The organism is Streptomyces yunnanensis (genome assembly GCF_029011865.1).
GTDB classification, from domain to species: Bacteria; Actinomycetota; Actinomycetes; order Streptomycetales; family Streptomycetaceae; genus Streptomyces; species Streptomyces yunnanensis.
Map to the genome: position 1 here is coordinate 2,936,163 of NZ_CP095749.1, position 20,647 is coordinate 2,956,809.

At 73.1% G+C, this 20,647-nt stretch carries 21 protein-coding genes and 1 pseudogene; 15 read left to right on the top strand and 7 right to left on the bottom strand.

What is annotated here, in order from left to right; all coding sequences use genetic code 11:
• Window positions 1–112: 112 nt before the first annotated feature.
• From MOV08_RS12685 to MOV08_RS12715, 8 genes are all read left to right on the top strand, one after another.
• A complete protein-coding gene (locus MOV08_RS12685) occupies window positions 113–898 on the top strand; it encodes an amino acid ABC transporter ATP-binding protein (protein WP_275307534.1) in 786 nt (261 codons plus the stop codon).
• Window positions 899–954: 56 nt separating this feature from the next.
• Window positions 955–1,866 (top strand): glutamate ABC transporter substrate-binding protein, encoded by a 912-nt coding sequence (locus MOV08_RS12690; RefSeq protein WP_039640734.1) that lies wholly within the window; start codon window positions 955–957, stop codon window positions 1,864–1,866.
• Window positions 1,867–2,033: 167 nt separating this feature from the next.
• The gene (locus MOV08_RS12695) at window positions 2,034–2,681 is read left to right on the top strand and encodes an amino acid ABC transporter permease (protein ID WP_039632149.1); all 648 of its coding nucleotides are present in this window, start codon (window positions 2,034–2,036) and stop codon (window positions 2,679–2,681) included.
• A 91-nt stretch (window positions 2,682–2,772) separates the two neighbouring features.
• Window positions 2,773–3,696 carry an amino acid ABC transporter permease gene (locus tag MOV08_RS12700; protein ID WP_039632151.1) on the top strand — a complete coding sequence of 308 codons (924 nt, stop codon included), beginning with the start codon at window positions 2,773–2,775 and terminating at the stop codon, window positions 3,694–3,696.
• A 183-nt stretch (window positions 3,697–3,879) separates the two neighbouring features.
• On the top strand, window positions 3,880–5,649 hold the full coding sequence (locus tag MOV08_RS12705; RefSeq protein WP_275307535.1) for an FAD-dependent monooxygenase: 1,770 nt from the start codon (window positions 3,880–3,882) through the stop codon (window positions 5,647–5,649).
• Entirely contained in the window at window positions 5,642–5,728 is an 87-nt protein-coding gene (locus tag MOV08_RS43820; RefSeq protein ID WP_312635946.1) for a putative leader peptide, read from the top strand. Before MOV08_RS12705 ends, MOV08_RS43820 begins: the two co-directional genes overlap by 8 nt.
• Window positions 5,729–5,826: 98 nt before the next feature.
• The gene (locus MOV08_RS12710; protein WP_039632156.1) at window positions 5,827–6,369 is read left to right on the top strand and encodes a cupin domain-containing protein; all 543 of its coding nucleotides are present in this window, start codon (window positions 5,827–5,829) and stop codon (window positions 6,367–6,369) included.
• A 191-nt stretch (window positions 6,370–6,560) separates the two neighbouring features.
• Entirely contained in the window at window positions 6,561–6,938 is a 378-nt protein-coding gene (locus MOV08_RS12715; RefSeq protein ID WP_275307536.1) for a rhodanese-like domain-containing protein, read from the top strand.
• A 121-nt stretch (window positions 6,939–7,059) separates the two neighbouring features.
• On the opposite strand, the gene recX is transcribed toward MOV08_RS12715, so the two are convergent.
• The 4 genes from recX to MOV08_RS12735 all read right to left on the bottom strand — a co-directional run bounded on the left by recX (window position 7,060) and on the right by MOV08_RS12735 (window position 10,581).
• Window positions 7,060–7,728, bottom strand: a complete 669-nt coding sequence (recX, locus tag MOV08_RS12720) for a recombination regulator RecX (protein WP_275307537.1) — start codon at window positions 7,726–7,728, stop codon at window positions 7,060–7,062.
• 6 nt (window positions 7,729–7,734) lie between these two features.
• The gene (gene recA, locus MOV08_RS12725; protein ID WP_039632163.1) at window positions 7,735–8,859 is read right to left on the bottom strand and encodes a recombinase RecA; all 1,125 of its coding nucleotides are present in this window, start codon (window positions 8,857–8,859) and stop codon (window positions 7,735–7,737) included.
• Between the two features lie 222 nt (window positions 8,860–9,081).
• A complete protein-coding gene (locus MOV08_RS12730; protein ID WP_338057391.1) occupies window positions 9,082–10,251 on the bottom strand; it encodes an AI-2E family transporter in 1,170 nt (389 codons plus the stop codon).
• A gap of 135 nt (window positions 10,252–10,386) precedes the next feature.
• Window positions 10,387–10,581 carry a DUF3046 domain-containing protein gene (locus MOV08_RS12735; RefSeq protein ID WP_039632166.1) on the bottom strand — a complete coding sequence of 65 codons (195 nt, stop codon included), beginning with the start codon at window positions 10,579–10,581 and terminating at the stop codon, window positions 10,387–10,389.
• 391 nt (window positions 10,582–10,972) lie between these two features.
• Between MOV08_RS12735 and MOV08_RS12740 the strand changes: the two genes are divergently transcribed.
• The 6 genes and pseudogenes from MOV08_RS12740 to MOV08_RS43825 form a co-directional block, all read left to right on the top strand.
• A complete protein-coding gene (locus MOV08_RS12740) occupies window positions 10,973–11,548 on the top strand; it encodes a DUF6542 domain-containing protein (protein WP_039632168.1) in 576 nt (191 codons plus the stop codon).
• The gene (locus MOV08_RS12745; RefSeq protein ID WP_275307539.1) at window positions 11,541–13,178 is read left to right on the top strand and encodes an LCP family protein; all 1,638 of its coding nucleotides are present in this window, start codon (window positions 11,541–11,543) and stop codon (window positions 13,176–13,178) included. Before MOV08_RS12740 ends, MOV08_RS12745 begins: the two co-directional genes overlap by 8 nt.
• Window positions 13,179–13,361: 183 nt before the next feature.
• Window positions 13,362–13,697, top strand: a complete 336-nt coding sequence (locus MOV08_RS12750; protein ID WP_039640739.1) for an ArsR/SmtB family transcription factor — start codon at window positions 13,362–13,364, stop codon at window positions 13,695–13,697.
• A 139-nt stretch (window positions 13,698–13,836) separates the two neighbouring features.
• The gene (locus tag MOV08_RS12755; protein ID WP_039632170.1) at window positions 13,837–14,415 is read left to right on the top strand and encodes a TerD family protein; all 579 of its coding nucleotides are present in this window, start codon (window positions 13,837–13,839) and stop codon (window positions 14,413–14,415) included.
• A 75-nt stretch (window positions 14,416–14,490) separates the two neighbouring features.
• Window positions 14,491–15,171, top strand: coding sequence for a lytic transglycosylase domain-containing protein (locus tag MOV08_RS12760; protein ID WP_275307540.1), 681 nt, complete (start codon window positions 14,491–14,493; stop codon window positions 15,169–15,171).
• Between the two features lie 178 nt (window positions 15,172–15,349).
• Window positions 15,350–15,913: pseudogene (locus MOV08_RS43825) on the top strand (TerD family protein); the annotation flags it as partial.
• 629 nt (window positions 15,914–16,542) lie between these two features.
• On the opposite strand, the gene MOV08_RS12770 reads toward MOV08_RS43825, so the two are convergent.
• Window positions 16,543–17,964, bottom strand: a complete 1,422-nt coding sequence (locus MOV08_RS12770) for a hypothetical protein (protein ID WP_275307542.1) — start codon at window positions 17,962–17,964, stop codon at window positions 16,543–16,545.
• A 562-nt stretch (window positions 17,965–18,526) separates the two neighbouring features.
• On the opposite strand from MOV08_RS12770, the gene MOV08_RS12775 reads away from it, so the two are divergent.
• A complete protein-coding gene (locus MOV08_RS12775) occupies window positions 18,527–19,450 on the top strand; it encodes a hypothetical protein (RefSeq protein WP_275307543.1) in 924 nt (307 codons plus the stop codon).
• A gap of 48 nt (window positions 19,451–19,498) precedes the next feature.
• Here MOV08_RS12775 and MOV08_RS12780 read toward each other — a convergent pair whose 3' ends face one another.
• The gene (locus MOV08_RS12780; RefSeq protein WP_039632180.1) at window positions 19,499–19,807 is read right to left on the bottom strand and encodes an AzlD domain-containing protein; all 309 of its coding nucleotides are present in this window, start codon (window positions 19,805–19,807) and stop codon (window positions 19,499–19,501) included.
• Complete coding sequence (locus tag MOV08_RS12785; RefSeq protein ID WP_420834149.1) at window positions 19,804–20,640, bottom strand: AzlC family ABC transporter permease; 837 nt, start codon at window positions 20,638–20,640, stop codon at window positions 19,804–19,806. The genes MOV08_RS12780 and MOV08_RS12785 overlap by 4 nt, the downstream gene beginning before the upstream one ends.
• Window positions 20,641–20,647: the final 7 nt, after the last annotated feature.

Consider the following 20,647-nt stretch of genomic DNA (forward strand, 5'->3'; position numbering starts at 1 on the left):
GGTGTCCGTTTGCGGCCGGATCGTTATGCTCAATTCTCGCTCAGATGTAATGACGCTGGTCGCAGCCCGTCATTAGGGTCCTCCCAACCGAGGAGGACGGAGCTGTACGCCGATGAGCGAAGTACCGGTGGCCAAGAACGCCGGGGGCCCTGCGCCCACGGGAGAACCGTTGGTCGTGCTGGACAACGTGAACAAGCACTTCGGCGCGCTGCACGTGCTCCAGGACATCAACCTGACGATCCGGCGCGGCGAGGTGGTCGTGGTGATCGGGCCCTCCGGGTCCGGCAAGTCCACCCTCTGCCGCACGATCAACCGCCTGGAGACCATCGACACCGGCAGCATCGGCATCGACGGCAAGCCGCTGCCCCAGGAGGGGCGTGAACTGGCCCGGCTGCGTGCCGACGTCGGCATGGTGTTCCAGTCCTTCAACCTCTTCGCGCACAAGACCGTGCTGGAAAACGTGATGCTGGGCCAGACCAAGGTCCGCAAGACGGACAAGGTCACCGCGGAGAAGAAGGCCAGGACGCTGCTCGACCGGGTCGGCGTCGGCGCCCAGGCGGAGAAGTACCCCGCCCAGCTCTCCGGCGGCCAGCAGCAGCGGGTGGCGATCGCCCGCGCCCTGGCGATGGACCCGAAGGTGATGCTCTTCGACGAGCCGACCTCGGCGCTGGACCCGGAGATGATCAACGAGGTGCTGGAGGTCATGCAGCAGCTCGCCCGGGACGGCATGACGATGGTCGTGGTCACCCACGAGATGGGGTTCGCGCGCTCCGCGGCGAACCGGGTGGTCTTCATGGCGGACGGCAAGATCATCGAAGAGGCCGAGCCGAACCAGTTCTTCAACAACCCGCGCAGCGACCGGGCGAAGGACTTCCTGTCGAAGATCCTCCACCACTGAGGCCGTAGTCGGGCCACCATGATTGCCAACACCTGTTGAACCAAAGGATGTTCACCATGAGGATGCGTAAGACGGCTGCGGCGGGCGCGATGGTGCTCGCGCTGGCGGCGACGGCGACCGCGTGCGGCGGCCAGTCCGGATCGGCAGGCGACAAGCAGCCCGGAAGCGACGTCTACAGCGCCGACTACACGGTCGCCAAGGACATCAAGGTCGACTCCCCGACGCTGCAGAAGGCCCAGAAGGCCGGCAAGATCACCATCGGTGTCAAGGCCGACCAGCCGTTCCTCGGCTTCAAGGACCCGGCGACCAACACCTACTCCGGCTTCGACATCGAGATCGCCAAGATGATCGCCGCCGACCTGGGCTTCTCGGCGAAGCAGATCAACTTCCAGACCGTCGACTCCAACGTCCGTGAGACCGCCATCTCCAAGGGCCAGGTCGACTACTACGTCGGTACGTACACCATCAACGACGAGCGCAAGAAGCAGGTCAGCTTCGCGGGCCCGTACTACACCGCCGGCGCCGACCTCCTGGTGCGCCAGGACGACAAGGCGATCACCGGGCCGGACACCCTCCAGGGCAAGAAGGTCTGCTCGATCGTCGGCTCCACCCCGCTCCAGGAGATCAAGAAGAAGAAGTACGGCGCGGTCACCAACGAGCAGGCGAAGTACTCGGACTGCGTGAAGTACCTGCTCGACGGCACGGTCGACGCGGTCACCACCGACGACGCGATCCTCAAGGGCTACGCCGCCCAGCGCCCGGGCAAGCTCCGCGTCGTCGGGAAGCCCTTCACCAAGGAGCCCTACGGCGTCGGCCTGGCCAAGGACGACAAGGCGCTGCGCGACGCGATCACCACCGCACTGGAGAACCACATCAAGAACGGCGACTACAAGAAGGCGTACGAGGGCACGCTCGGCAAGTCCGGCTCCGCCTACGTCGCCCCGGAGACGCCGCTGCCGCGCTACTGACGGCCCGCGCACGCACCGGACCGCGCCGCCCCGTACGCCCGCCGCGACGGGTGTACGGGGCGCGCTGTCTTCCGCGCACCCCCACCGCCCCGCGGGCGGCGTCGCGCAGTTGCCCGTAGTACCCCGCCGTTACCCGCCGCCGACCCGACCGCTACCGCGGAGACCCCATGAACGTACTCCTCGATTATCTGCCCGAGTTCCGGGACGGGTTCCTCGGAACCCTGGCGATCACCGCGTCCGCCGCGCTGCTCGCGCTGGTGCTCGGCGTGCTCATAGCCGGTTTCCGGGTCTCTCCGGTCCCGCCGCTGCGCGCCTTCGGCACGGCCTGGGTGACGGTGCTGCGCAACACGCCGCTGACGCTGCTCTTCCTGGTCGCCTTCTTCGTCGTGCCGCAGATCCTCTTCCAGGGTGCCAGCCCGTACGTCCTGGCCACGCTGGCGCTCGGCTTCTACACGTCCTCGTTCGTGTGCGAGGCGGTGCGGTCCGGCATCACCACCGTGCCGCTGGGCCAGGCGGAGGCGGCCCGCAGCCTGGGCATGAGCTTCCCCCAGACGCTGCGGCTGGTCGTGCTCCCGCAGGCGACCCGCACCGTGATCCCGCCGCTGAGCAGCATCATCATCGCGCTCACCAAGAACTCCGCGATCGCCGGCGCGTTCGGCTACGGCGAGCTGTTCAACGTCTCCAAGCTGCTCAACGACAGGGGCTACCCGATCGCCTGGATCTTCCTGTGGACGGCGCTGGCCTACCTCGTCATCACCTTCGCGGTCAGCGGCCTGTTCCGGCTGCTGGAGCGCCGGTTGGGGGTCGCCCGATGAGTGCAACCGGCAGCCGTGACACCAGGAACGACATGTACGGACGGGCGCCGTCGCCGCGCACCGGCGGGACGGGACGAAGCGAGGTAAGGGCATGAGTGGCGCGAGCGTTCTCTACGACGTGCCGGGGCCGAAGGCGAAGGCCCGCAACCGCGTCTACAGCGTCATCGGCGCGCTGGCGGTGCTGGGGCTGATCGCCTTCGCGTTCCTGCGGCTGGACGCCAAGGGCCAACTGGACCCCGAGGTCTGGCGGATCTTCAACTACGCCGGGGTGCGTACCAGCATCCGCGACGGTGTCCTGACGACCCTTCAGGTCTTTGCGGTGGCGGCGGTGCTGTCGCTGGCGCTGGGCCTGCTGCTGACGGTGGCCCGGCTCTCCGACCACAAGCCGGTCCGCTGGCTGGCCACCGGCTTCATCGAGCTGTTCCGCGCGGTCCCGCTGCTGATCACGATCTACGCACTGTGGGTCATCCTCCTCACCAACCGGGACGCGCTGGGCCTGACCGGTAGCCAGCCGCAGTTCTGGGCGCTGGTCGCGGGCCTGACGGTCTACAACGGTTCGGTGCAGGCCGAGGTGCTGCGGGCCGGCATCAACGCCGTGCCCAAGGGCCAGAAGGAGGCCGCGTACGCGCTCGGCCTGAGCAAGACCCAGGTCATGACGACCGTGCTGATCCCGCAGGCGGTCCGGGCGATGCTGCCCACGATCATCAGCCAGCTGGTGGTGACCCTGAAGGACACCTCGCTCGGTTACATCATCACCTTCGAGGAACTCCTCTACACCGCCCGCCTGATGAGCACCAACATCATCGTCAACGGGAACGACACCTACATCCCGGTGATCATCGTCATCGGCAGCATCTACGTGGCGATGTGCCTGGCGCTGTCCGCCCTGGCCACCTGGATCGAGCGGCGCGGGCGCCGGGCCCGGACCGGCATCCGGGTCGGCGCGGCGGCCGAGCCGGTGGCGGCCGCGGACGCCGCGGAGAGTGCCGAGGCCCCGGCCGGCACGAAGGACTGACGGAAGGTCCGGCCCACCGCGGCCGGTACCGACCGTCCGGAGGCGGTGGCAACGGCGCCACCGCCTCCGTCACTTGACGGCGGCGGTCGCAATGGGTTGCATACGCTGTGTGATCACGCACCGGGCCCCCACTGCCAGTTCCCGCACGTCCCGTACGTACCGCCGGATCCAGGGGGCCGCGCCGTGGAGCCGGTGATCGTCGTCGGGGCCGGCCCGGTCGGACTCGCCCTCGCCCTCGCGCTGACCCGGCACGCGGTACCCGTCGTCGTCCTCGACGAGACCGACGGCCAGGAGGAGCCCCGGCCCGCCCGCACCGTCGTACTCCGCCCGGACACCGCGGCGTTCGCCGCCCGGCTCGGCTGCGCGGACGCCCTGTCGGGCACCGGCGCCCGCTGGTCGGCGTGGCGCACCATGCGCCGCCGCCGGCTGCTGGAACGGGTCGCGTTCGGCGACGACGCGTCCCCCCTGCACCTCCCCCAGCACGCGCTGACCCGCGCACTGCGCACCGCGCTGACCGGCGAACCGCTCGCCCAGGTCGTCTCCGGCAGCCGGCTGGCCGCCGTCGAACAGGACGCCAAGGGCGTCAGCGCCCAGACCCGCGGCGACAACGGAACGTGGTGGCGCGGGAGTTACCTGGTCGGCTGCGACGGCCCGCGGTCCACCGTGCGCAAGCTGCTGGACGTCCGCTTCCCCGGGCGCACCGCCGTCGAGCGGCACGCGGTGGCCACGCTGCGCACCGAACTCCCCTGGCCCGGCGAGGCGCTGCTGCACCGCTCGCCGGCCCGGCACGGCGGCGGACGGGTCAGCGAGGTGTCGGCCCGCCCGCTGCCCGGCGGGGTCTGGCGGCTGGACTGGCTGCTGCCCCCGGGGCGCGATCTGGTGACCCCGGACGCGCTGGTGGCCCGGATCCGCGACTCGCTGGCCGGCTGGGCGACGGAGGCCGCGGACGGGCCCGGCGACGAGGGCGGCACGCCCGGCGGACGCGGCCACACCGGCCTGGTCCCGCCCTACGAACTCCTCGACACCGGTGTCCACACCGTCCACCACAGGCTCGCCCGCACCTGGCGGCGGGGCCGCGCCTTCCTCGCCGGCGACGCCGCCCATCTGCTGGGCGCGCTGGGCACCCAGGGCCTGGACGAGGGCCTGCGGGACGCCGAGAACCTCGCCTGGAAGCTGGGCCTGGCCTGGCACCACGGCGCCACCGAGACGTTGCTGGACAGCTATCAGGTCGAGCGGCGGGGCGCGGTCGCCGCCCGGCTGCGGGCCACCGACTCGGCGCTGCCGCTGCTGCGGGACGGCGGCGCGGTGCGCTGGCGGACGGTGCTGCCGGGCGCGGCGCGCGGGCGCAGCACCCTGCTGACCGACGGCCACCTGGGCCGCGGTCCCCTCGGCGGGGCGCCCTCCTACGCGGGGACGCCCCTGGCGGCGCCCGCCGGGCTGCCCGGCGAGGCGACCGTCGGCACCCTCCCGGGGGCGCCGGTGGTGGAGGTGCCGGTCACCGCCTCCGACGGCTCGTCGGTGGGGCTGCGCGACCGGCTCGGGAGGGGGCTGCTGGTGGTGCTGGTGGCGCCCGGTACCGGCGTGTGGGACCGGCGGCACTGGCAGTCGGCGGGGCTGATGCCCCGTCTGTCGGAGGCGGTCGCCGCGCTGCCGATGCGCGCGGAGGTCCTCGTCACCGAGGCGTATCCGGGGGCCGCGGCGCACACCGTGCTGGTGGTGCGGCCCGACGGCCATGTGGTCGCCGCGCTGTCCGGGGTCCGCCCGGACGAACTGGCCGCCTGTGCGGACGCGGTGCGCGGCGGGGCGCCCGGGGACGGGGTCCGGCGGCCGGCCGCGGACGGGACCGCCGGGGAGTCCGGTGACCGGCCGGACGGCGCTCCGGCGGAGCCGTCGGGGGACGCGGCGCCGGTTGACCCTCCGGGAAGCTCCGTGCTTCACTCCGAGAGTGACTGATCACGGCTCGCGATTCTGGCGGAGGGTCCATGTGGACCTGGTCCGCTATGCGGGCTGCAGGTGTCGTCCGTCCTGTTGATCTCCTCCGCCGTGGCCGGTGCCGCGGCGGCCTCCTCTGCGCGGCAGTGCGTCGTGGTGCGACGGCCGCGCCCCTCACGATCACTCAGGACGGTTTCCGTGCCCGATGTACAGTCCCCCGCGCGCCCGCGTGCCCGCGCCCATGACGGCGGCCCCGGCGCCGCCGAACTCCTCGACTTCGCCCGCCGTACCGCCGCCGACCGCGCGCTGGTCGCGTCCCTGCCGCTCGATCCGGAAGGCCGCACCTGGATCCGGCTCGACGGGCCGGGCGGCAGCGAAGCCTGGCTGATCGGCTGGCCGCCCGGCACCGGCACCGGCTGGCACGACCACGGCGGTTCGCGCGGCGCCTTCGCGGCGGCCGCCGGGGAGTTGACCGAGCAGTCGCTCGCCGCCGCGATCCCCACCGAGGGCTGGAAGACCCTGGAGCTCGCCGACGGCGTCGACCGGGAGCGCCGGCTGAGCGACGGGCGGGGGCGGGCCTTCGGTCCGCACCACGTCCATCAGGTGCTCAACCTCTCCCCCGACACCCATGCGGTGTCCGTGCACGCCTACTACCCGCCGCTGCCGCTGATGCGGCGGTACAGCCGCAGCGGAGCGGTGCTGCGGCTGGAGGAGATCGAACGCCCGGGGGAGTGGACATGAGCGAGCGGAGCGGGCACACGACGGTGGGGCGTGCGACCGGCGCACGCGGGGGCGGGCGACGGGGGTTCGCGGCATGAGCGGGATCGAGGAGATCGAACGCCCGGGGGAGTGGACATGAGCGAGCGGAGCGGGCACACGACGGTGGGGCGTGCGACCGGCGCACGCGGGGGCGGGCGACGGGGGTTCGCGGCATGAGCGGGATCGACGAACTGCTGGCCCGGGCCCGGCGCGCGCTGACCCGGGTGGATCCGGAACAGGCCGCGGCGCTCCAGGCGACCGGCGGTCTGCTGGTGGACATCCGCTACGCGGAGCTGCGGGAGCGCGACGGGACCATCCCCGGGGCGCTGATCGTCGAGCGCAACGAGCTGGAATGGCGGCTCGATCCGACGGGCGCGCACCGCGCTCCCGAGGCGACCCACCACGCTCTGCCGGTCGTCGTGATCTGCAACGAGGGCTACGCCTCCAGCCTCGCCGCGGTCTCCCTGCACGCACTGGGCCTGCACCGCGCCACCGACCTGATCGGCGGCTTCCAGGCATGGCGCGCGGCGGGCCTGCCGGTGGACGGCTAGGCCCTGTCGTCAATCTCCCGTCGTCCGCCCGGAGGGTGGGCGGGAGCGTGACGCCAAGGCCCGTGCAGGGGCCGGGAGTTCGAGGGCGCAGGGCGACCGGGAAGCCACCGGCCGGGACGCTTCAGGCGTCCGGCAGGTGGTGGTCCAGCATCTCCGGGTCCTCGCCCTCCTCCTCCTCCAGGGCCCGGCGGACGACGCGGAGGGCGAGACCCTCCGGATAGCCCTTGCGGGCCAGCATGCCGGCCAGCCGGCGCAGCCGCTTGTCGCGGTCCAGGCCGCGGGTCGCCCGCAGCTTGCGGTCGACCAACGCGCGGGCGGTGGTCTCCTCCTGCTCCGGGTCGAGGCGGCCGACGGCCTCGTCGATCAGGGCGGAGTCCACCCCCTTGGTACGGAGCTCCCGGGCCAGGGCACGGCGGGCCAGGCCCCGGCCGTGGTGCCGGGACTCCACCCAGGCGCCGGCGAACGCCGCGTCGTCGATCAGCCCGACGTCCTCGAAGCGGGCGAGCACCTCCTCCGCGGCCTCCTCGGGGATGCCCCGCTCCCGTAGGGCGTCGGCGAGCTGCCGACGGGTCCGCGGACTCCCGGTGAGCAGGCGCAGGCAGATCGCCCGCGCCTGCTCCTCGGGCGTACGCGGCGGTCCCGACCCGGCCCTCGACGGGAGGGGACCACCGCCGTCCTCGGCTGCGGCGCCACCTTCGGGAGCGGCGCCGCCCGCGCGGCCACTACGGTTCTCGGCGTCGCCGACAGCGCCGTAGCCGGCGCTGTCGGGCCATTCCGTTCGCCGTGTCATGGCGGGTCAGCTCTTGGTCGCCGCGGCCTTGGTGCCCTTGGCGGTCTTGGCGGCCGCCGCCGGCGCGGCCTTGGCCGGCGCCTCCGCCGCCGGGCCGGCGGCGTCCGCGCCGGGCTCCGCCGCGGCGTCCGCCGACCTCACGCCGATGCCCAGCTTCTCCTTGATCTTCTTCTCGACCTCGTTGGCGAGATCGGGGTTGTCCTTGAGGAAGTTGCGGGCGTTCTCCTTGCCCTGGCCGAGCTGGTCGCCCTCGTAGGTGTACCAGGCGCCGGACTTGCGGATGAAGCCGTGCTCGACGCCCATGTCGATCAGGCCGCCCTCGCGGCTGATGCCCTGGCCGTAGAGGATGTCGAACTCGGCCTGCTTGAAGGGCGGCGCGACCTTGTTCTTGACGACCTTGCAGCGGGTGCGGTTGCCGACCGCCTCGGTGCCGTCCTTCAGGGTCTCGATCCGGCGGATGTCGATCCGGACGGAGGCGTAGAACTTCAGCGCGCGGCCACCGGTCGTGGTCTCCGGAGAGCCGAACATCACGCCGATCTTCTCGCGGAGCTGGTTGATGAAGATCGCGGTGGTCTTGGACTGGTTGAGCGCGCTGGTGATCTTGCGCAGGGCCTGGCTCATCAGACGGGCCTGGAGGCCGACGTGCGAGTCGCCCATCTCGCCCTCGATCTCGGCCCGCGGCACCAGGGCGGCGACCGAGTCGATCACGATGAGGTCCAGGGCCCCGGAGCGGACCAGCATGTCGACGATCTCCAGGGCCTGCTCGCCGTTGTCCGGCTGGGACAGGATGAGGTTGTCGATGTCGACGCCGAGCTTCTGCGCGTACTCGGGGTCGAGGGCGTGCTCGGCGTCCACGAACGCGACCTGACCGCCGGCCTTCTGTGCGTTCGCCACCGCGTGCAGGGTCAGGGTGGTCTTACCGGAGGACTCCGGTCCGTAGATCTCCACGACCCGGCCGCGGGGCAGGCCGCCGACGCCGAGGGCGACGTCGAGGGCGGTCGAGCCGGTCGGGATGATCTCGATGGGCTCCTTCGACCGCTCGCCCATGCGCATGACCGCGCCCTTGCCGAATTGCCGTTCAATCTGTGCGAGCGCGGCGTCCAGCGCCTTCTCGCGGTCGGTGCCTGCCATGGGTTCCACCCGGTTTGCTTGAGTCGATCGCTTCACGTCCATGACGCTAACCCCTGCCACTGACAATGCGCCCGGACCCCGGCTCCGGCCTGTGGATAACTCCGCGGACGGCCCTGGATTCCCCTGGGCCGGAGCCGCGTCAGGCGGCCGGATTCCCCATAAGAATGGATGTTCGATTTTGGTGTCAAGCGCGCCGCTCGCCGCACCGCCGCGGCGCCGGAGTCACTCCGCGTCCCGCCGCGCCGCGCCCGGCCCGCCGCCCCGGACGGGAACCGGGACCGGGTCCGGGCCGGTCGTCCCGGCGTCCCCAGCGCCCTCCGGCGCCGCGCCGCGCCGCCGCGACCAGCGGCGGACCCGGGGGTCCGGGGTGACCTCGTACCGCTTGACGTACGCGCCCAGGAACGCCTGGAGCGTCGCGGTGGCCGGGATCGCGATCAGCGCGCCGACCGCGCCCATCAGCGCCGTGCCGGCGATCACCGATCCGAAGGCGACCGCGGGGTGGATGTCCACGGTCTTGGCGGTGATCCGGGGCTGGAGCAGGTAGTTCTCGAACTGCTGGTAGACCACGACGAAGCCGAAGACCCACAGCGCGTACCAGGGGTCGACGGTGAACGCGATCAGGATGGGCAGCGCACCCGCCATGTACGTGCCGATCGTCGGGATGAACTGCGAGATCAGGCCGACCCACATGCCGAGCGCCGGGGCGTAGGGCACACCCAGGATCTCCAGCAGGACGTAGTGCGCGATGCCCGATATCAGCGCCATCAGCCCGCGGGAGTAGAGGTATCCGCCGGTCTTGGCGACCGCGATCTCCCAGGCGCGCAGCACCTCGGCCTGACGCCGGGGCGGCAGCACCGAGCACAGCGCCCGCCGCAGCCGGGGGCCGTCGGCGGCGAAGTAGAACGAGAACAGCGCGATCGTGAGGAGGTTGAACAGCCCGCCCAGCACCTGCGCGGAGACCGCCAGGACGTTGTTGGCGCTGTCCTGGACGTACTTCTGCAGCCAGTCGGAGTTCAGCAGGTTGTTCTGCACCTGAACCCGGGAGAGGTGGGTGTGGAAGGTGCTGTTGATCCAGCTGATGACGGAGTCCAGGTACTGCGGGAACTCCTCGACCATGGTGGCGATCTGGCCGGCCAGCATGGACCCCAGCAGCGCGAAGAAGCCGACCGTGGCGACGACGATCGCGAGGAACACCAGGCCCGTGGCGAGCCCGCGGCGCATGCCCCGACCGGCCATCCAGTCGACGGCCGGCTCGATGGCCAGCGCCAGGAAGAACGCGATGAGGACGTTCAGCAGCAGGCCGATCAGCTGGTGGAAGCCCCAGGTGGCGAGCTGGAAGCAGGCCACCAGCGCGAGGGCGAGCACCATGGCGCGCGGCAGCCAGCGCGGCATCCTCGCCTCGCGCCGGTCGCCGGACCGGTCCTGCGGCGGGTCGTCGGGGCGGGGGCCGTCGTGGCTGCTGGTCTCATCTGTCACGGACACGCTGCCAAGTGTCGCCTACCGCACCGACACCCGGTCGCGGCCCGCTCAGCGCTTGCTCTGCGGCACGTCCATCACCGCGCAGACCACCCGCCAGACCTCCTTGGCGCTCCATCCCGCCGCCAGCGCCTCGTGGATGGTGCGACCGCCGAGCTCCGCCATCACGTGATCGCGCGCGAACGAGTCGGCGTAGCCCGCACCGAAGTGGTCCGCCATCCGCTCCCAGAACACCGTCAACCGCATGAATCCCGCCTCGTACCCACTCCGGCCTGCACGTTCCCCGGTTTCCCGCCTCCCCACGCGAGTGCCCGGGAGGGCATCCGGGCCCAGCCCCCTTCATACCGCCGCGGCCGGATGAAAGGCCAGCGAAGATCGACGGGGGCCGGGGACTCCCGGTGCCGTGGCCGGCGCCGCCGCCCCGCCGCGGCCGGGTCGCGCCCGCCCCGGTTTGTCGCGGCGTGGCCCGGGTGACCGGTCCGATCACCCCTCTCACACTTGCTAGATTGCGCAATCGAGCAGTCAAATGTGAAACCGGCTCGGCGCAATCGTCGTCTTCTCGGCCGGAACCACCCCTTGCCGCCCCGCGGCATGCCCCCGCGACCGCCTCGCCGGTCCAGCCGTCCGAAGGATGCGAATGACAGGTCAGCGCACCGAAGCCCCGAACGGGTACGACGACCTGGCCCGGGACCCGGCACAGGTCTCACGCCGGGTCCCGGGCCCGCGCCGCCGCGGGGACCGGCACCCGGGAGCGGCCGGCATCGGGCCGGCCCCCGGGCGGGCCGGTGCACGGGCGGACCGGGCGGGGCGCGGGCGCCCGGCGCTCCGGGCCGCCGTGGTGGCGCTGGCGGTGACGGCTGCGGGTGCCGCGGTGGACGTGGCGCTCGGCGGGCGGCCGGGCTGGGCGTTCGCGGTGGCCGCGGCGCTCGGCGCGGCACTGACCGGCAGGACCTGCACCCGGGCCGGCGCCTGGTGGCTGATATCCGCGCCGCCCCTGGTGGTGGCGGTCGTCACCGTGGCGTGCGAGCAGGTGGCGGGCACCACCACCGTCCAGGGCAAGGGACTGACGACGGCAGCGGTGCGCTGGGCCGTGGACGGGTTCCCGGCCATGGCGGCGGCCGAGGCGGTGCTGATCGTGGTGCTGACGGTCCGGGGCATACGGGCCGGCCGGCGCGGCGGCCGGAAGCGGAGCAGGAGGAACAGCGGTGCATGACGACCACAGCCCCTACGGGCGGAGTCCGTACGGACCGGACGGCCGGGAGGCCGGGGGGACCGGCGGGCGGGCCGCACGCCGGCGGCCGGCCGACGGGCGCGGCGGACGGCGGCGCTCCCCCCTGGTCGTCGCCGGACGGACCGCGCTCGCCCTCTCCTCGGCGCTGGTCCTCCTGGCCAGCGGGGTGTCCTGGGCGGCGTACAGCTGGGTCAGCAGCGGGCTGAACACCTCCGACGCGCTCAACGCCATCGGCGGCAAGGGCGCACCCAAGCACCTGGACAATTCGGTCAACCTGCTGCTGATCGGCCTGGATTCGCGCAAGGACATGAACGGCAACGACCTGCCGCGGGAGTTCGTCAAGGACCAGCTGCACGCCGGGTCCAGCGACATCGGCTACTACAACACCAACACCCTGATCCTGATGCACATCCCGGCGGACGGCGGGAAGGTCACCGCGTTCTCCGTCCCGCGCGACGACTATGTGCAGACCTTCAACGGGGACGGCACCTCCCAGGGGCACTTCAAGATCAAGGAGGCGTACGCCAACGCCTATACGGGCGCCCACGACAAGTTCTCCGCCCAGGGGGTCAAGGGCGCCGACCTGGAGAGCCGGAGCCGGGAGGCCGGCCGGGAGGCGACGCTGGCGACGGTGCAGAACTTCCTCCAGGTGCCGATCGACCACTTCGCCGAGGTCAACCTGCTGGGCTTCTACGACATCGCCAAGGTGCTCCAGCCGATCGAGGTCTGCCTGAAGCACCCGGTCAAGGACCGGTACTCCGGTGCCGACTTCGGCGCGGGGCACCAGCAGCTCAACCCCAAGCAGGCGCTCGCGTTCGTGCGGCAGCGGCACGGCCTCGACGGCGGTGACCTGGACCGCACCCACCGCCAGCAGGCGTTCATCTCGTCGGTCACCCACAAGCTGAAGAGCCAGGGGGTCTTCACCGACCTGGGCAAGCTGCAGGGGCTGTTCGACGTGGTGAAGAAGGACCTGGTCATCGACAGCAAGTTCGACGTGCTGGACTTCGCCCAGCAGGCCACCAACCTGACCGGCGGGAACGTGGTGTTCCACACCCTGCCCATCGCCGGCTTCGCCACCCGCAACCGCGAGTCCGTCAATCTCGTGGACGTGCCCAAGATCCGGTCCATCGTGCAGTCCCTGATCGGCGAGAACCCCGGTTCCTCGGACCGGCCGGGCGACGGGGCACCGTCGCCGTCCGCGTCCGTGAAGGCCGCCCCGGCCACCGTCGACGTCCTCAACGGCTCCGGGAAGAAGGGCGCCGCGGCAGACGAGCTCAAGGCGCTGACCGCGCTCGGCTACACCGCGGGCCGCACCGAGAACGCCGCCCCCCGGCAGCGCACCACCGTCCTCTACGGCGCCGGCGCGCAGGAGGCCGCCCGGCAGATCAGCGACCGGCTGAGCACCGCAGCGCCGGTCTCCTCCGCCTCGGTGCCCGCCGGACACGTCCAGGTCGTCCTCGGTGGCGACTTCACGGCCCCGCCCGCCACCGGGGCGACGACCCCGGAGAAGTCCGCCGACCCCGGCACGAAGGACAGCGCCCCCTCGCCCGTCCCCTCCGACGCCTTCGCCGGCGACTCCGTCAAGGAGGGCGGCATCCCCTGCGTCAACTGACGCCCGGCGGGCCACCGGTGACCCCGGTGGCCCCCGAACTCCCCGCCCGTCACCGGGGCACCGCCGGCACCGGCGGCCGTACGGGCCGGGGGCGCGCCGCCTAGACTGGGCCGACCGGGGCGAGAAACGGGGAGAGCCGCAGTGGTGAAGAGCATCGAGGGAGCGGGCCGGGAGACGGCCGCGATGGCCGATCCGTCCGCCGAGGTACTGGCCGAGGCGGCCGCGGTGTTCGGGTTGCTGGCCTCTCCCCCACGGCTGCACATCGTCTGGGCACTGGCCCAGGGCGAGAGCGACGTCAGCGGACTGGCCGAACGGGTCGGCGGCGCCCTGCCCGCGATCAGCCAGCACCTGTCCAAGCTCAAACTCGCCGGACTGGTGCGCTCCCGCCGCGAGGGCCGCCGGGTCGTCTACTTCGTCGACGACCCCGACACCGTCGCCGTGATGCGCACCCTCGTCGTCCAACTCGCCGCCCGCGACGCGCACGCCGCGCAACCCCGGCTCCGCCGCCTGGGCGGCTGAGGGCCGACCCGGACCCGTCCACGCTCCCCGACGCCCCAGACGTTTTAGATATTGCGCAATCATGGAACCAAGATGAGGTTCCCCGCGTTGTCCAGGACGACAGCACAGACCGGCTCCAAGGAACGCTGGAGGGTTTTTCATGGGTGTGACCCTGGCCAAGGGCGGCAACGTCTCGCTCAGCAAGGAGGCCCCCGGCCTCAGCGCGGTGACCATCGGGCTGGGCTGGGCCGTCCGCACCACCACCGGCGCCGACTACGACCTGGACGCCTCCGCGCTGCTGTGCGCACAGTCCGGCAAGGTCGTCTCCGACCAGCACTTCGTGTTCTTCAACAACCTCACCAGCCCGGACGGTTCCGTGGTGCACTCCGGGGACAACCTCACCGGCGGTAGCCACGGCGACGACGAACAGATCCAGGTCGACCTGGCCACCGTCCCCGCACAGGTCGCCAAAATCGTCTTCCCGGTCTCCATCTACGAGGCCGAGCAGCGCGGCCAGAGCTTCGGCCAGGTCCGCGACGCGTTCATCCGCGTGGTCAATCAGGCCGACGGCCGGGAGATCGCCCGCTACGACCTCACGGAGGACGCCTCCACCGAGACCGCCATGGTCTTCGGCGAGGTCTACCGGCACGGCGCGGAGTGGAAGTTCCGGGCCATCGGCCAGGGCTACGCCTCGGGACTGCGCGGCATCGCCCAGGACTTCGGGGTCAACGTCGGCTGAGCGGCGCGTCGGCCGGCGGGTCGGGCGGGACGGTCCGTCCGACGCCGGAGCGGCGGCTTCCGGAGGGAGCGGGACATGGCGACAGCCCGGGCGCGGTGGCGTTGGTGGGTGCTGCCCGGCGCCGCCGTGGCGGTCTGGGCACTGGTGCACACGGGCCACGGCCCCGCCCCCGACGCCGCGCCCCGACCGGCCGGCACGACGTCCACCGCACCGGACGTCACCCCCTCCGCGACGCCCGGCGGCGACCCCGCGGCCCCCCGGCCCGACGGGGCGTACGACCCGGCCGACTGCGCCGCAGCGGTGCGCACGTACGCGGCGGCGGCCGGCGTCCACCCCCACCTGCTGATGGCGATCCTCTACAACGAGGCGTACAAGCCGCACGATCCGGCGCTGGAGCGGGCCTGGCAGCGCTACAAGCCCGATGCCGCGTTCGGCATCGCCAACATGCACCGGGCCGCCTTCGACGAGGTCAAACGCGGCCGGGACTTCGCCGACCGGAAGTGGGAGGAGTTGCCCGACGACCGGAAACTCGCCGTCGAGGCGGCCGCCTGGTACCTGCACGACCTGGACCGCCGACTGCCCGCGCAACGACCGGCCGGCTACTCCCGCGACGACCTGCTGGCGCTGGGCTACAACGCCGGCGCCGGCAACATGCTCGCCTTCGCCCACGGCACCGCGCCGGGCGCCCAGGCCCGGTCCTACCTGGACCGGCTGCACGCGAACTGGGCGCAGGCCGGGCGGGCCGTCGCACGGTGACCGGACCGTCGCGCGGTGACGGCACCGCGACAGAAAGGCGTCAGGACGCGGTGGCGGGACCGTCCTGACGACTTCTCAGTCGCATACTTCAAGCATTGCGCAAGATAGGGAACCTTGCCGATTTCCTTGGCGTTGTAGCCGACGGACGCCTGATGCCGGGAACGTATGGAGGAAGCTCATGGGCGTGGCCCTGACCAAGGGCGGCAATGTGTCGCTCAGCAAGCAGGCCCCGGGTCTGACCGCCGTCAGGGTGGGGCTGGGCTGGCAGGTGGGAACCACCACCGGGACCGGCCACGACCTGGACGCCAGCGCGCTGCTGTGCGGCGAGTCCGGGAAGGTCCTCTCCGACCAGCACTTCGTGTTCTTCAACAACCTCACCAGCCCCGACGGCGCGGTGCGGCACTCCGGCAGCCGCCCCACCGGCGAGGACAAGGAACAGATCGAGGTGGACCTCGGCGCGGTCCCGCCCGAGGTCGCAAAGATCGTCTTCCCGGTCTCGATCTACGAGGCCGAGCAGCGCCGGCAGAATTTCGGCCAGCTGAGCAGCGCCTACATCCGCGTGGTCGATCAGACCGGCGGCGCCGAGCTGGCCCGTTTCGACCTCTCCGGCCAGGCCGCCACCGAGACCGCCATGGTCTTCGGCGAGTTGTACCGCCACGGCACGGACTGGAAGTTCCGCGCGATCGGCCAGGGCTACGCCTCCGGGCTCGCCGGGATCGCGCAGGACTACGGCGTCGAGGTGCTGCGCCCGGAGCCGGCCGCCGCCCCCACAGCCCCCGCAGCCCCGCCGGCGGCGCCCACGCCCACGGCGACGTCCGTGGCCGTGGCCGCCGCCGCCGGAGTGGCGCCGTCCGGAGCGGGCTCCACCCCCGCCACATCACCGCAACCGACAGGAAGTTCCGACATGACCTGCTTCTTCGACCCCAGCCACGGCCCCGGAATGACGCCCGTGATGTGGTCCCCGCAGTGGGGCGTGCCACGCCAGGTCCAGACCTGCGGCGGATGCGCGCAGCGGGTGCAGACCACCACGCCGCCGTTCTACACCCCGGCCCAGGCCGGCTACCCGCAGCCCGTCCAGCAGGGCTACCCGCAGCAGGCGCAGCCGGGCTACCCCCAGCAGGGCTACCCGCAGCAGCCGGAGCAGCACCAGGGCGGCGGCCGGCGCTTCGGCACCGGCGCGCTGATCGGCGCCGGTGCCGCCGGCCTGGTCGGCGGCGCGCTGCTGAACGAGGCGTTCTCCGACGACGAGCCCGAGGTGGTCGTCAACAACTACTACGAGGGCGACGAGTACTGATGCCCCGTCGCACGGCATGACCCCCTCGGCGCCCGGCCGCGTCCCCTGACGGACGGCCGGGCGCCGACGGCGTCCGGCTACTGGGGCGCGATCCGCACCACCCCGGTGACGGTGCCCTGCCACCACACCCTTCCGGGCGTGGCGTTGCCCGCCATCTGGAGCGTGTCGAAGAGGAAGCCGGTCCCCAGGCGGCTGCGGTTCGCCACCCGGCCGGTCTCCGCGTCCACCGCCAGGAAGTCGTAGCGGTCCAGGATGCCGGTCCGGGCCGGGTCCAGGACTCCGGTGCGCTCCACCGTGTAGAGCATGCCGTCCGCGACGGACAGCTTGGGCACCGCCGCCGAGCGGATCCGGGCGTCCCAGCGGACGGTGCAGCCGCTGCCGTCCCGGTCGAGGTCGACCCGGGTCAGCCCGCCGCCGAACGGCGCGCTCGCGGGCTCGGCGGGCCCCGCGCCGTCCGGCACCGCCGGGTACGGATAGCCGTAGGTGCTCGCCACGTACACGCTGTTGCCGGCCCCGACGGGCGAGTTCTCGGTGCCGCTCCCGTTGGGGTCGAGGACCGGGATCCGGCACACCGTGCGGTTGTCCTTGGTGGCCACCACGATCAGGTTCTCCTGGGGCGCGGCGTTGTCGGTGATCGCGAGGTACTCCGAACCGGTGCGCGGCCCGAAGAACGTCGGAGTGGCCCCCGTCCCGTGGCTGAGCTGCCCCGGCTTGCGGGCCGGCCCGCGGTCGTACGCCCGTCGCCACACCACCCGGGGCGTTCCGTCCGCGCCCGCGCGCAGCAGGTACAGCGCGTGGTCGGTGGCCACCGCGGCGCCCTCGGGCGCGGTGGACAGGGAGTTGGCCACCGCTTCGCCGAGGTCCGCCGTGCGCACCGCCTTCGTCGTGGTGTCCACCGTGCCGACGAGGCCGTGCGCGGTCGCGAACCACACCCGCCCCCGCCAGTCCGGGGAGAGCCCGACCACGCTGTCCCCCGCGGCGACGGCGCCGGTCAGCGGCGTCCGCTCGACGACCTTCAACTCCCAGCCGCCGCCCGCCGTCCGGACGTGGGCGATCCGCAGCAGATCGCCGGAGCCGTCGGCGACGACCAGCCGGTCCCGCTCGTCCAGATAGCTGTATATGCCGCCCAGCACGCCGGACTTGGCGAGCTTGAGCTCGGTCAGCGAGGCGCCGGTGGCCGGGTCCAGCAGATGGACGTGCGGCGCCCGGTCGAAGATGCCGGTGCAGACGGCGACCGGGTAGCCGTCCGAGCCGGCCAGCACGGTCGGGCAGGCGGACTGCAGCGCCGTGCGGTGGGCGGCGACCCGGCCGGTCCCCGGGCCCGGTCGGGGCGTGGTATCCGACGAGGCGGTGTCGCCGTGCATGGCCCCCGCCCCGCCCGCGGCGAGGTGGGGGTTGGCGGGCGGGGCCGCGGCCCGCGCGGGCCCGGCCGTACCGAGGACGGCGGCCAGCGCGGCGACGAGCGCCAGAGTGCGGGTCTTCTTGCTGCGAGTGGGCACGGATCGGCTCCAGGATCGGGGAACGGGAGGGCGCGCGCACCGGGGTCGGCGCGCGGGGCGCGGGCGGGACGGCGCATCCGCTGGCCGCTCGGCGGCGGCGACGGTGCGGGACGGGTGCCTCGTCAACCGGTCTACCGGGACGGCGGGTTGACGCTCTGTCCGGTGGGACCGGCGCGCGCACCGCGGGTATCCGGGGCGGCCGGTCCCGCGCGGGTGACGTGGACGGGGCAGTCCGCTGGCGGGCTGCCGTCGGGCGCGGCTGACGCCCGGGACGGCGGCGTGCGCACGGGGCGCGCGGGACGGGGTCAGCGCCCCGCCGGACGACACGCCGCGGAGGCGAGCCGCGCGAGGTCCAGGAAGAGGCGCCGGTGCAGCGGGAGTTGACCCATCACGCGCGGCATTGCAGCACGCGCACCGCGAACCCGCAATCCCCGTCCCGCCCCTGGAGACGCCCCGCGCCCACGGCGGAGATCGTCAACCGGATGCCTCCAGGGTCCCGCCCTCGGAGGGCAGCGGGCCGCGAGCCCGTGCCGGCGCGGGCTTTCGCCCCTACGGTCGGGCCATGGCCGAAAACGTAAGTCCCCCAGCGCCCCCTCTGGCGCGTGCCGAGCGCTTCGTCTGGCTGACCGCCCGGGTGCTGGAGCAGCGGCTCTTCGCGCACCACTTCCTCGGCGGCGGCGCGGATCCGGTCGAGACCGCGCTCACCGCGTACCGCAACGACGACGACGGCTACGGCCACGCCCTGGAACCCGACCTGCGCGGCCCGGTCAGCCAACCGCTGCACACCGCGCACGCGCTGAAGGTCCTGAACCGGATCGGGCGGTGCGACGGCCGCCGGGTGGAGCGGATCTGCCGCTACCTGACGCGGATCTCCACGCCCGAGGGGGCGCTGCCGGCGGTGCACCCCTCGTTGCGCGGCTATCCGGCCGCGCCGTGGATTCCCGTGGTGGACGACCCGCCGAGCTCGCTGCTGGCGACCGGCCCGGTGGTGGGGCTGCTGCACCGCAATCAGGTGTGGCACGCCTGGCTGTTCCGGGCCACCGACTACTGCTGGGCGACCGTGGAGTCCCTGGAGAAGACCCATCCCTACGAGGTCGCGGCGGCGGTGGCGTTCCTGGACGGCGCCCCGGACCGGCCGCGGGCGGCCGCGGCGGCCCGGCGACTGGGCCGGCTGGTACGGGAGCAGGACCTGGTCGTGCTGGATCCGGAGCGGGCGGCCGACGTCCCGGTGGCGGAGGGGTACGCCCCCGGGGAGCACCACTTCGCGTACGACTTCGCCGCCGCTCCCGATTCGCTGGCCCGCGGCTGGTTCACCGACCAGGAGATGGACCGGGCCCTGGACCACCTCGTCGCGCTCCAGGGGGAGGACGGCGGCTGGCCCGTCAACTGGCGCCTGTGGGCGCCCGGTACGGAGGTGGAGGGCCGCCCGCTGGTGACCCTGGAGGCGCTGCTCACGCTCCGGGCGTACGGGCGGCCACTGGGCTGAGCGGCCGGGCGGCCGCCCGCCGGGCCCTTCGACGGCCCGGCGGCGCGGTCACCCGCCCAGGGCGCGCACCCCGGCGGTGACCGCCACCGCGGCCGCGACGATCAGCAGGAACGGGGCGCGCAGCAGCAGGGCGACGACGGCCGCGGCGACCCCGGCGGCCCTGGCGTCGAGCACCAGGTGCCCGCCGTCGCCGAAGGTCTGCTGGGCGGTCAGCGCGGCCAGCAGGGCCACCGGGAGCAGCGCGGCCAACCGCTTGACCAGGGGGCGTTCCAGGACGCCGGCGGGCGCCGACAGGCCGAGGAACTTGACCAGGTAGCAGCCGACGGCGGTGGCGCCGATCGCGATCCAGACGTTCATGTCCGGTCCTCCTCGACGGTGTCGTGGTCCGCGCCGGCCCGCTCCTGTGGGGCGAGCCTGCGCCGCCACCGTCCCTGGACGGCGAGGACGGCGGGCGCGGCGAGCGCCGAGAGCAGCACCGGCACGCCGGCGGGCAGGACCGGCAGCGTCACCAGGAGCAGCAGCACGGCGAGGCCGGCGGTGCACCGCTCCACGGCGGACCGCAGCATCGGCGCGAGCAGCGCCACGAACACCGCGGGGCCGGCCGCGTCCAGGCCCCAGGCGGCGGTGTCGCCGAGCGCCCGGGCTCCCAGGGCACCGCCGAGGGTGGTGAGGTTCCACAGGACGTACAGCGACAGCCCGGTGACGGTGAAGCCCAGTCGTGCGCTGCGCCGCCCGGTCTGGGCCAGGGTGACGGCCGCGGTCTCGTCGATGATCCAGTGGGCGGCCAGCGGCCGGACCGCGCCGCGGTAGCCGAGAACGGCGGAGAGCCGCAGCCCGTAGAAGGCGTTGCGGACGCCCAGGAAGAAGGCCCCGGCCGCGGCGGTGAACGGGTTGCCGCCCGCGGCGAGCGCGCCCACCAGGGCGAACTGCGAGGCCCCGGTGAAGACCAGGAGGCTCAGGGCGCAGGTCTGCCAGACGCTGAGCCCGGCACCGGCGGAGGTCACGCCGAAGGCGAAGCCGGAGAGCCCGACGGCGACGCCGACCCCCAACGCGTCCCTGACGACGGCCGCGTCGGGCCGCTCCGGTACGGACGGCGGCTCGTCGTGCGCCCCGGTGGCGGGGCTCCCCGGGCCGCGGACCTGGGCGGTGCGTATCTCCGCCGGTACTGCGCGATCTGTCTGTTCAGCCACGCCCCGG